This is a genomic window from Variovorax sp. S12S4, assembly GCF_023195515.1.
Lineage (GTDB): Bacteria > Pseudomonadota > Gammaproteobacteria > Burkholderiales > Burkholderiaceae_C > Variovorax.
Window position 1 is genome coordinate 4,609,103 of sequence record NZ_JALPKR020000002.1, and the last position, 12,479, is coordinate 4,621,581.

The window sequence follows — 12,479 nt, forward strand, 5'->3', positions numbered from 1 at the left end:
GAAGCTTCAGTACGCCAGTGGAAATTACTACCAATTGCTTAAGGAAATCTTAAGAGTCGGGGCAAAGACTCAACCGTGGCGGAAACAACGCTTTCAACCAATCCCACCACACAGAGGAGCCGCGCCATGTCAGTCACTGTCAATCAAGCAGACCTCGAGTTCATCCTTGCGCAGATCAAGATCTCGGAGGCGCATGCCGCAGGGCAGCCGTTGTTCGGGCCAGGAGGCCTGGTGCCCGCGTACAACGTCAGTTGGGGTTTGCGTACGGTCGATGGCACGTACAACAACCTGCTTCATGAAACGTGGGGGGCCGCGGACCAGCAGTTCCCGTCGCTGATGGACCCGGTCTACCGGCCCGCGGACGGCACGCTGTTCGATCCCGACGGGCCCGGCCCCGCGCCGGCAATGCCGACGTCGGCGACCTACGCCCCGAGCAACGATCCGAACTCGCTGGTCTTCGACTCGAGCCTGCGCACCATCTCCAACCTGCTGGTCGACCAAACGCTGGGCAACCCGGCCGCGATCCTGACGGCACTGGACCGTGCCGGCTCGGCGAATTCCATGGCCGACCTTGCGGCCGTCACTGTCATCTACGAAGCCTTCAAGCCCGCTTCCGATGCCGAGTACCAGGCGCGCGTCATTGCGCAGAACGCCCGGGCCGATGCGGAGGAACTCGGCGATGGCGACCCCAACACGCCCCCCACGCCGCAGGAGCAGGCAGCCCTCGATGCGGCGGCCGCCGCCGACGCGGACCATGCATTGACAGTTACCGCGCTGGAAGACGCCCGCGCGGTGCGCGACGCCGCCGTCGCGCCCTACGGCATCGTGATGGAAGGCGACAACGTCAGCCTGCCCAACATCTCGCCGGACGTCGGCCTCTCGGCCTCGTTCAATTCATGGTTCACGCTGTTCGGCCAGTTCTTCGACCACGGGCTCGACCTCGTCAACAAGGGCGGCAGCGGCACAGTCTTCATTCCCCTGCAGCCGGACGATCCGCTCTACGTAGAGGGCAGCAACACCAATTTCATGGTGCTGACGCGCGCCACCGTGTCCGCCGGGCAGGACGGCATCATGGGAACGGCCGACGACGTCGGGCCGGTGAACACCACCACATCCTTCGTCGACCAGAACCAGACCTACACCTCGCATTCATCGCACCAGGTTTTCCTGCGGCAGTACGAGTTGAACGACCAGGGCACGCCGGTCGCGACCGGCAAGCTCATCGAAGGCGCGAACGGCGGCATGGCGACATGGGGCGAAGTCAAGGCGCAAGCGCTGCTGCTCGGCATCCAGCTGACCGACTTCGACGTGGGCAGCGTACCGCTGCTCAGAACGGACCAGTACGGCAACTTCATTCCCGACCCGGTGACCGGGTTCGCGCAGGTCATCACCGGCATCGGTGTCGACGGCATTCCGAACACGGCCGACGACGTCGTGGTCTCCGGCACGCCGGGCAGTCCCGTCAATCCGACGACCGCGCTTGCACTTCGCACTGGCCATGCCTTCCTGGCCGACATCGCTCATGAAGCCGTTCCCATCGGCAAGATTGCCGACGGCGACATCACCATCGGCCTGGGCAATCCGGGCAATGGCGACGCCGAGTACGACAACGAACTGCTCGACGCCCATTTCATCGCCGGCGACGGCCGCGTGAACGAGAACATCGGCCTCACCGCCGTTCACCATGTGTTCCATGCCGAGCACAACCGCATGGTCGACCACAACAAGGAAGTCATCCTTTCCACCGCGGCGGGCGGGGACCTGGCTTTCCTCAATGAATGGCTGCTCGAAGACGTTGCGTCCTTGCCTGTGGACCTCAGCACGCTGGTGTGGGACGGCGAGCGCCTGTTCCAGTCCGCCAAGTTCACCACCGAGATGCAATACCAGCACCTGGTGTTCGAGGAGTTCGCGCGCAAGGTGCAGCCGCAGATCAACGCCTTCGTCGTTCCGGACGGCTTCGACGTGACCATCGATCCATCGATCGTCGCCGAGTTTGCGCATGTGGTGTACCGCTTCGGGCATTCGATGCTCACCGAGACCATCGACCGCTTCGACCCGAACTTCAACCCGAACGACATCGGCCTGATCGAGGGCTTCCTCAATCCGGTGGCGTTCGACTCCGGCCATACCATCACCGACGACATTGCCGCCGGCGCAATCATCCGCGGCATGACGCGGCAGGTAGGCAACGAGATCGACGAGTTCGTGACCAGCGCGTTGCGCAACAACCTGCTGGGCCTTCCGCTCGACCTTGCGACCATCAACCTGGCGCGCGGCCGCGACACGGGCGTGCCGTCGCTCAACGCCGCCCGGCGCGAGTTCTACAACGCAACCAACAACGCCGCCGAACTTCGCCCATACGACAGCTGGGTGGACTTTGCCGGCAACCTCAAGCACGAAGCGTCGATCATCAATTTCATTGCCGCCTACGGCACGCACCAGCTCATTACCGGGCAGACCACGATCGAGGGAAAGCGCGACGCGGCGCTGACGATCATCACCGGCGCTTCGGTCGGCGGACTGCTGGTACCTGAGGATTCGGTCGACTTCCTCAACGGAACGGGCGCCTGGACCAGCAACGCCAACGGAGTCACCATCACCGGCCTGGACAACGTCGACCTGTGGATCGGCGGCCTGGCAGAGAAGATTCTTCCGTTCGGCGGCATGCTCGGCTCGACCTTCAACTTCGTTTTCGAGAACCAGATGGAGAGCCTGCAGAACGGCGACCGCTTCTACTATCTGCAGCGGCTCGACGGCCTGCACCTGTTCGGCGAAATGGAGAACAACTCGTTCGCTGAAATGATCATGACCAACACGAACGCGACGCACCTGCCGTCGGACGTGTTCTCGACCCCGGGCCTGGCGCTCGAAGTGGACATCACAAGGCAGTTCAACGACCTGGACGGCGACGGCGACCTGGAGAGCACCGACCCGGTGGGCGGCGGCATCCTGACGCCGCTGGTGGTTCGCAACAACCCCGGCACAGTCGGGCCGGACACCAACTACCTCAGGTACACGGGCGACCAGCACGTGGTGCTCGGCGGCACCGAGGGCAACGACATCATCATTGCCAGCGAGGGCGACGACACCATCCACGGCGACGGCGGCAACGACAACCTCGAAGGGGGTGCCGGCAACGACATCATCAATGCCGGGGCGGGCGACGACATCGTCAGGGACCTGGGCGGCGACGACAACATCAAGGCCGGCGACGGCAACGACGTGGTCCATGGCGGCCCGGGCCTCGACCTGATCATGGGCGGAAAGGGGCAGGACTTCATCGTCCTGGGCACCGATGCGGGCTCGGAAGTCTTCGCGGGCGAAGGCAACGACTTCATCCTCGGCAGCAAGAACGCCGAGCGCATTCTGGGCAACGAGGGCGACGACTGGATCGAAACCGGCACCTTCGACGGTGCGCCCGGCGACAGCTTCGACGAGATCTTTGCGAAAGACGGCATCGTCGGCCACGACGTGTTCCTGGGCGACGGCGGCTTCGACGAGTTCATTGCCGAGGGCGGCGACGACATCATGGTGGGCAGCCCGGGCCGCGGCAAGCTGGCCGGCATGTCGGGCTGGGACTGGGTGACCTACAAGGACAACACAGCCTTCGTCGATGCCGACCTGACGCGCGGCATTGTGTTCGACGAGAACCCGACGCCGCCCCAGAACGGAACGCTGGATGCCTACGAATCGGTCGAAGGTCTTTCGGGCACGCGCTTCAACGACGTGCTTACCGGCGCCGACACCATTGCCGACGAGCGGCTTCCGTTCGCACAAGGCGGCACCGAGGGCTACACCGGCAGCAGGCTCGACGCGGCAGGCATTGCACGCATTGCGGGCCTGCAGGCGGTGCTGGGCGCCGGAGTCACCAGCTACATGGCGGGCGACATCATCCTTGGCGGGGACGGCAGCGACCTCATCATGGGCCGCGGCGGCGACGACATCATCGACGGCGACAAGTGGCTGGACGTGCAGATCGGCGTCTACGCCACCAACGACCCCAATCACACCGGCACCCCCATCGCGCTGCACAGTAGCATGAAGACGCTGGTCAACTCGATGTTCGCGGGCACCATCAACCCCGGCCAGTTGGCGATCGTCCGCTCGATCAAGTCGGACGCGGACGCGGTCGCCGACATCGACACGGTCGCCTACCTGGGGCCGCTGGCCAACTACGCCTTCGGTTCCACTGCCGACGGCAGGCTCACGGTCACCGACATCGGCATCGACCCGATTGAAGGCACCGACACGCTGAGCGGCATCGAACGCCTGCAGTTCACGGATTCCACCCTCACGATCGTCGCGGGTACCAACGGCGATGACGTGCTCAACGGCGGCGAAGGCAACGACCTGCTGCTGGGCTTTGGTGGCAACGACACGCTGAACGGCAACGGCGGCAACGACGTGTTGATCGGCGGCGCGGGCACCGACACGCTCAACGGCGGCGCGGGCAACGATCAGCTGAGCGGTGGCATCGGCAACGACGTGCTCAACGGCGGCCTGGGCGACGACACCTACACCTTCGGCCTTGCGGACGGCAGCGACACGATCAACGAAGGCGTCAGCGCGACGAGCGGCGGCACCGCCGATCGCATCGTCATCGTGCCGGGCGTGCTGGATCCTGTTGCCGGAACGGTCAACCCGATCACCGGGCTCAATGCCGCGGACAACAACACGGGCACCGCCACCGGTAGCCTGGTCCTCAACTTCAACGGCCAGACGGTCACCGTCGCCAACCATTTCACGGGCAACGTGGCCGGCACCGGCGTGGAGCGCATCAACTTCGGTGATGCCACCTTCGAGGGTTACCTGCTCGGCACAGAGGACTACCTGGTGAGCCGGCTCGATCCCACCGGCTTTGGGCGCACCATCAACCTGGCAGCCTCTATCGCCAATAACTTCGTCGCCGGCGAGAACGTTACCAATGACGTCATCATTGGCGGCAGCGGCAATGACCTGATCTTCGGCGGCACTGGCAGCAACAACTTGAGCGGCGGGATCGGCGACGACCTGCTGGTGGGTGGCTCGGGCGCTGGCGACAACGACGTGCTTGACGGCGGCCTCGATGCAGACACGATGGTCGGTCTGGGCGGCAACGACACGTACATCGTCGATGACCTGGCTGACGTGGTTGTCGAGGCGGCGGGTGCCGGCACGGACGAAGTCGAGACCGAGATGGCCGCGTATTCGCTGGAGCTCGTCGCCAACGTGGAGAACCTGACGTACACCGGCATCGACGCCGATCCGTTCGTCGGAACCGGCAATGCCCTGAACAACGTCATCAGCGGCGGCGACCTGGCCGATACGCTGAGCGGGCTCGGCGGCAACGACACGCTCAACGGCGGCTTGGGCATCGACACGCTCCTGGGCGGTGACGGCAACGACACACTGAACGGCGGGGATGACGACGACCTGCTGGCCGGCGGCATCGGCAACGACACGCTGAATGGCAACGACGGCAACGACACATTGGACGGCGGCGTTGGCAACGACGCGATGAACGGCGGCGCGGGCGACGACACCTTCCTGGTGGACAGTGCAACCGACACCGTCATAGAGGGCGGGGGCGGCGGCACCGATACCGTGCAGTCGACCGTCACCTACACCATCACCGATGCGGACGTGGAGAACCTCACCCTGCTTGGCACCGGCAACATCAACGGTACCGGCAACGGGTCGGCCAACGTGATCACCGGCAACGCCGGCAACAACGTGCTGACGGGCGGCGGCGGCAGCGATACCGCGAGCTATGCCACGGCGACCGCGGGCGTCACGGTGTCACTGGCCATTGCGGCGGCGCAAGCCACCGGCGGGGCGGGCAGCGACACGCTCTCGAGCATCGAGAACCTGGTGGGCAGCGCCTTCGCCGACTCGCTGACGGCGAGTGGAACCGCGGGGCTCGGCGTTGCCAACCTCCTGAGCGGCGGAGCGGGCAACGACACGCTGAGCGCCACGGTGGACAACGTGCGCGACACGCTCGACGGCGGGGCCAACACCGACACCGCCAACTACTCGGCGTACACCGCGGCACTCACGGTGAACCTGGGCGGCGCGGCGCCGATCGTCGTCGGGGGCTCCGGCAACAATGCGGCCAACTCCGACGTGCTGGTGTCTATCGAGAACTTCACCGGCGGCAGTGGCGCCGACATCATCTCCGGCAGCACGGCCGCGAATGTCCTGAACGGCGGCCTAGGAAACGACACCTTCACCTACGCGATCGGCGGCGGCGCCGACACCATTGACGGCGGCGGTGGCAACGACACGCTGAACATCACGGGCGTGGCGAACAACGATGTGCTGGATGTCGTCTACAACGGGGCCATCACCGGCTTCGAAGGCGCCACTGTCACCGGCGTCGAATCGATCAGCGCCAACCTCGGCGGCAACGCCGACACGCTGTCGTACGGCGCCTCCGCGACGCCCGTCACGGTCAACCTGGCGACAGGTGCGGCGTCGGGCTTCACGTCGATTGCCAGCATCCTGAACGTGACCGGCGGATCGGGCAGCGACAACCTGACGGGCAATGCCGGAGCCAACACGCTCAACGGCGGAGCGGGCAACGACACCATCAACGGCGGTGCCGGAGGCGACATCATCATCGGCGGGATTGGCGCCGACATCCTCAACTCGGGGGCGGCGAACGACAACGCGCAGGACATCTTCAGGTTCAGCGCGGCCGACGAGTTCGGCGACGTGGTCAGCAACTTCGACGCCAACGGACCGACCGCGGCAGGGGACGACCGCATCGAGTTCACCGGGGCGCTCAACACCGCATGGGACGACGGCAACAACAACGACGCTTTCCTGTTCGCTTCGGGCAACGGCTCCGGCGGCACGGTGAACGTCACGGTCGGGCAGGGCAACGCCGACATCGAAGCCTTGCTGCTGACAGGGGCCGGCGGTGAAGGCGTGACGACTACGAACCTGGGCAACGCGGCGGCGGTTTCGGCGGCATTCAATGCCGAGTTCTCCATTACCGCGGGCGCCGGCGAAGACGCGCTGCTGGTCATCAACGACACCAACGGCAACAGCTTCTCGCTGTGGCAATGGGTGCAGGCCGGCGGAGGGGAGACGTCGGCCGGGGAACTGACGCTGATCGGCACCTTCAGTGCCAATGCCGCGGTCGTGGCGGGCAACTTCGACTTCGTCTGAACGGCGTGGCAAGGCACGGAGCAGGGCGCGCAAGCGCCTTGCTCCGCATACTGGAGGAGACAAGAACATGAAGCCGATCTGGGCCGAGATGAAGCCACTGTTGTTCAACATGGCGCTCTTCTCGTTCGTCATCAATCTGTTGTACCTGGTGCCTGCGCTGTTCATGCTGCAGGTGTTCGACCGGGTGATTCCCACCAACAGCCGCGAGACGCTGTGGGTGTTGCTGGCCGGCGTAGGCGCTGCGCTGGCCATCCTGTTCGTGCTGGACTACGTGCGCCTGCGGCTGCAGCACCTGAGCGGCAACATCGTCGACGAGAGGCTCTCGCCGCCGGTGGTGCATGCGGTCGTCACCGCCACCGCCCGTTCGCCGCTGAATGCAAGGCCGGACGCGATGCGCGACATCGCGACGCTGCGGGGTCTGTTCTCGGCCAACGGATTGACGGCGCTCATGGATGCGCCGTGGATCGTGGTCTACGTGGCCGTCATCGCCTTCTTCCACCCGGCCCTGGGGCTGGGTGCCGCAGGCGCCGCCATCGTCATGATCGGCCTGGCCTGGCTCAACGACCGGATGAGCCGCAAGGCGTTGGACGCGGTGCAGAAGGAAACGCGCAGCGCGTCGCGCTACGTGGAAGGGTCGCTGCGTAACGCAGAGGTGCTGCAGGCCATGGGCATGACCGAGCGCCTGCTGGGCCGCTGGCGCAAGCAGCAGGACGAGGCGCTGGCGCTGCAGGGCGCTACCAGCCATTCGAGCGTGATGTTCAGCGCCGCGTCGAGGTTTCTGCGCCAGGGCGTGCAGGTCATGATGATGTCGATCGGCGCCTACCTGGTCCTCACGCAGTCGGCTTCGGCGGGCGTGATGATCGCCACCACTGTTTTGCTCGGCCGCGCCTTGCAGCCGGTGGAGCAGATCGTCGGCAGCTGGCGCGTGCTGAACGAAGCGCGTTCCGCCTATCGCCGCTTGCGCGACCTGTGCGGCCACTTCGACAAGGGCGAGCCGCAGATGTCGCTACCCCGGCCGGTGGGCGAGCTGCGTGCGGAAGGCGTCTCGCTGCGTCTGCCGGGCACTGAAAAGCTGGCGCTGACCGGCGTTTCCCTGAATCTCGCCGCGGGCGAGGCACTGGCCATCATCGGGGCGAGCGCAGCGGGAAAATCCACGCTGGCGCGCCTTCTCACCGGCATCTGGCAGCCGACCATCGGAACCGTCAGGCTGGACGGAGCCGATCTCTCGGCATGGCCGCGCAGCGAACTGGGCCCGTGGATCGGCTATGTGCCGCAGGACGTGGAACTGTTCGACGGAACGGTCGCCGACAACATCGGCCGGCTCTCAAAGTCCGACCCAAAGGCGGTGATCGCGGCCGCCAAGCGGGCCAACGCGCACGACATGATCCTGCAGCTGCCGAAAGGCTACGACACACCCGTCGGCGAGGCCGGGGCGCGCCTGTCGCCGGGGCAGCGCCAGCGCATTGCGCTTGCACGCGCGATGTATGGCGATGTGCGCCTGGTGGTGCTCGACGAACCGAATGCGAGCCTGGACGCGGAGGGCGAAATTGCGCTGGCGCACGCCCTCAGCAGCCTGCGCGCAGAGGGTGTGACCTCCATTGTGGTGACGCACCGCCCGTCGCTGGTCGCGCACGTGGACAAGATCCTCATCCTCGAGGCCGGGCAGGTGAAGCAGTTCGGGCCGGCTGGCGAGGTGATGAAGGCAATGCAGAAGCAATCGCAGGCCGCAGTCGCCGAACGCGAGCGCGAGCGCGAGCGTGAACGCGAACGCACGGCATAAGACCCGGAAAGGCAGGAACATATGACGCACGCACAAGCGCTCCCGCATGCCGGCAGGGCACCGAAGCGAAAGACCAGCGAACAGCAGATCAGGCGTCTCATGAACATGGGGCTGTGGACGGTGCTGGGCATCGTCATCCCCCTAGGGGCGTGGGTCGGGCTCGCGCCGCTGGCAATGGCGGTGGTGGCACCGGCGCACGTCAAGGTGGACTTGAACCGGCGGCCCGTCCAGCATCTGGAAGGCGGCATCGTGCGGCAGGTGCTCGTTCGCGACGGACAGGTGGTGAAGGAAGGCGAACCGCTGGTAGTCATCGGCGACGTGGGGGTGGACGCCGACCGCAACCGGCTCACCTATCGCCTTGCGGTAGAACGCACGGCCTTGGAGCGGCTGGATGCGGAGCAGCGCCGCGCCGACAAGCTGGTGTTTTCCGAGAGCCTGCAGGCGGAAGCCCGCAAGGACACGCGCCTGCAGGATGCGATGGCCAAGGAATCGGCACTGTTCCATGCGCGCCGGCATTCGCTGCAGAGCGAGCTGGCGCTGATGCGGCAATTGCGCCAGAGGGTGCAGCAGGAAATCGGGGCGCTGGAGGCGCAGGGCAGCAAGGCGCAGGAATCTCTGGCCCTGCAGCACCGCGACCTCGATGCCAATCGCGGCCTGGTGCAGGAGGGCTTCGTATCGTCGGCGCGCATTAACCAGATGGAAGCCTCGGTGGCCGACTACACCTCCAAGCTGGAGGAGCGCCGCTCCGAGCTCGCACGCGGCCATGGGCGGCTGATCGACGCCGACATCAAGAGCAATTCGATCGTCAACGAATACCTCCGCTCGGCGAGCGACCAGCTCAAGACGACGGTGGCGCGGGTGAGCGAGATCGAGCAGGAACTGCGCAAGTCCGACGATGCCACCACGCGGCAGGTGGTGCTGGCGCCGGCGGCCGGCGAGATCATCGATTTGAAGTTCACCTCGCCGGGTTCGGTCGTGCGGCCCGGTGAAACCATTGCCGAGATCGTGCCGAGCAACACGGCCCTGATGATCGAGGCGCAGATACGGCCCGAAGAAGTGAACAACGTCCTGATAGGGCAGCACGCACGCATCAAGTTCACCGCGTTCAAGTACCGCAATGCCACGATGGTTTCGGGCAAGGTCACCTATGTATCGGGCGACCGGTTTACCGACAAGTCCACGCAGATGCCGTACTACAGTGTTTCGATCCTGGCCGACGCGGAGTCGGTGAAGGCGGTGGGTGACCTGAAGATGCAGGCCGGCATGCCTGCCGAGGTCTATATCGACGGCGGGTTCCAGACCGCGCTTCAGTACCTTCTGGACCCCATCACGTCGACGTTGCGCAGGGCGGCGAGGCAGATGTGAACCACTTCGCTCCGGTCGGGCGCGGATGTTCCCGGGGCTGCCGTGGGAAAACGGACCGAGGCCCGCAGGCCGCCCAGCGGCGACTGGAGCAGGCGCACCGGTGCGTGATGCGCCTGCGCCACCGCGTGCACGATCGACAGGCCGAGGCCGACGCCATGCCCGTCGACGCGTCCGAGGCGATTGAAGCGCTGAAACGCCTCCGCGTGCCGGCTGGCGGGAATGCCGGGGCCCGAATCGTCGACGGTGAGTACAACTGCGTGGCGACCCCGCGCGCTGCCCACTTCGAGGCGCCCGCCGACGGGGGTGAAACGAATCGCGTTGACGATCAGGTTGCGCATCAGCAGATGCAGGCCGAGCTCTTCGGCCAGCAGCTCCCGCACCTCGAACCGCGTCTTCAGCGCAAGATCGCGCTGGGCCGCCGCCGGACCGAGGTCGGCCATCACGTCTCGGTAGACCTCTTCCAGGTTCACAAGGTTCACGGCATGCCCGCCGGTCGCCGCAAGGCTGTCGATTCGCGCGAGATCGAGCAGCTGATCGAGAAGGTAGCTGGCCTGGTCGATACCCGACATCAGATGCCGCAAGGAAGCCGACAACTCTTGCGGTGAATCCGCGAGCGTGGAGGCCAGCTGGGCTTGCGCGCGCAGGCCGGCGAGCGGGGTGCGCATCTCGTGCGCCGCAATCACGGTGAAGTCGCGCTCGACCGACAACGCCTTTCTGAACCGATCGAACAATGCGTTGATCGAATCGACCATGGGTCTGAGTTCGGTAGGCGGGTCCTCGGCATTCAGTTCCGCGAGGTCGAGCGCGTGGCGTTCCCGAAGCTGTGAGGCATAGCCCTCGACGGACCGAAGCGCACGGTGGAGGAACCACCAGGCACTCAAGAAGATCAGGATGAGCGGGATCGCGAGGTAGGAAAGAAAGTACCTGGTGGTGGTGCCGATCGCGCCCTTGCGGTAGCCCGCGCGCTCCGCGATCTGGACGATCATGCCGCCCTTCTTGGCTGCCTCCGAATAGGTCCGCACGCTCTCGCCATCCACCATTGCCTTGCCGAACCCGCGCTCTGCAAGCGGCCGCATCGGGACGCCCGAGGGGGCCTTGTGGCTCTGAAGAAGCAGCCGCCCGTTGGGCGACCATATCTGGTAGTGATAGTGCGTGCCGAGCGTGTCGCCGGTTTCGTGGACGCCGTCGTCGTGTCCCTCCGCGGAGATCTCGGCGATTTCGTGGTCCGCGAACGCCAGTGCGGTATGCGCCAGCGCAACAAGACGGGCATCCAGCACTTTCTGGTCGGAGAGGTGGTCGGCCCTGTACATGGCGGCAGCTGCGGCCAGCAGCGTGGCGCCGCATACGAAGAGCACAATTGCCGCCAGGCGGCGGCGCAGCGACCACGGGGCGCCCGACCGCTTATTCATTCCAGGTCTCTGGCCCGAGCTGGTAGCCGACGCCTCGCACCGTGAGAATGAGTTTGGGCGAGAACTTGCGCCGCAGGAAATGAACGTGGACCTCGACCGCATTGCTCTCGACCTCGACGTCGAAGGTGTAGAGCGCTTCTTCGAGCTGAGAGCGCGAAAGCACCTGGTTCTTGCGGCGCACCAGGATCTCCAGCAGCCAGAACTCCTTGTTGGTCAGCGGAACGACGTTGCCATGCAGCGTTGCCATGCGATGGGAGGGGTGCAGCTTCAGCGGGCCGTGCTCCGGCTCGGCAGCACTGGGCGTCTTTCCGTTCACCCGGCGCAGCACAGCCCTGACCCTGGAGGCAACTTCGTCCAGGTCCAGCGGCTTGATCATGTAGTCGTCGGCACCCATGTCGAGCAGGCGCACCCGTTCCCGAATGCCGCAACGCGCCGTGATCACGATCACCGAAATGGGAATGCCGCGCGTTCGGATGCTCTTGAGCAATATGTCTCCGGTGACGTCGGGCAAGCCGAGGTCAAGGAGCACACAGTCGTAGGTGCAGGACGCGAGCGACGAGAGAACGTCTTTTCCCAGGCGATTCCAGTCGACCGCGTAGCCCGTTCGAACCAGGCCTTTGTGAACCGCGCTTCCGAGCAGTTCGTTGTCTTCGACCAGGAGAAGGCGCATGCGGCACCGACGTGAATGAAACGCGGGTCAGCGCAAACGCCGCACGAACTCGGCGAGCGAGGTTCGCACCGGGGGCACCAGCGGGCTCCTCTTCGAAAGAGGG

At 65.5% G+C, this 12,479-nt stretch carries 5 protein-coding genes; 3 read left to right on the forward strand and 2 right to left on the reverse strand.

From position 1 onward, the window contains the following. The first annotated feature begins 126 nt into the window (after positions 1-126). The 3 genes from M0765_RS22685 to M0765_RS22695 all read left to right on the forward strand — a co-directional run bounded on the left by M0765_RS22685 (position 127) and on the right by M0765_RS22695 (position 10,297). Entirely contained in the window at positions 127-7,152 is a 7,026-nt protein-coding gene (locus tag M0765_RS22685; RefSeq protein ID WP_258506020.1) for a peroxidase family protein, read from the forward strand. A 67-nt stretch (positions 7,153-7,219) separates the two neighbouring features. Then, positions 7,220-8,932 carry a type I secretion system permease/ATPase gene (locus M0765_RS22690; RefSeq protein WP_258506021.1) on the forward strand — a complete coding sequence of 571 codons (1,713 nt, stop codon included), beginning with the start codon at positions 7,220-7,222 and terminating at the stop codon, positions 8,930-8,932. Between the two features lie 21 nt (positions 8,933-8,953). Beyond that, complete coding sequence (locus tag M0765_RS22695; RefSeq protein ID WP_258506022.1) at positions 8,954-10,297, forward strand: HlyD family type I secretion periplasmic adaptor subunit; 1,344 nt, start codon at positions 8,954-8,956, stop codon at positions 10,295-10,297. On the opposite strand, the gene M0765_RS22700 is transcribed toward M0765_RS22695, so the two are convergent. Next, positions 10,240-11,706 (reverse strand): ATP-binding protein, encoded by a 1,467-nt coding sequence (locus tag M0765_RS22700; protein ID WP_258506023.1) that lies wholly within the window; start codon positions 11,704-11,706, stop codon positions 10,240-10,242. The two genes, M0765_RS22695 and M0765_RS22700, sit on opposite strands and share 58 nt — an antisense overlap. After that, complete coding sequence (locus M0765_RS22705) at positions 11,699-12,376, reverse strand: winged helix-turn-helix domain-containing protein (RefSeq protein ID WP_258506024.1); 678 nt, start codon at positions 12,374-12,376, stop codon at positions 11,699-11,701. The genes M0765_RS22700 and M0765_RS22705 overlap by 8 nt, the downstream gene beginning before the upstream one ends. Positions 12,377-12,479 lie beyond the last annotated feature (103 nt).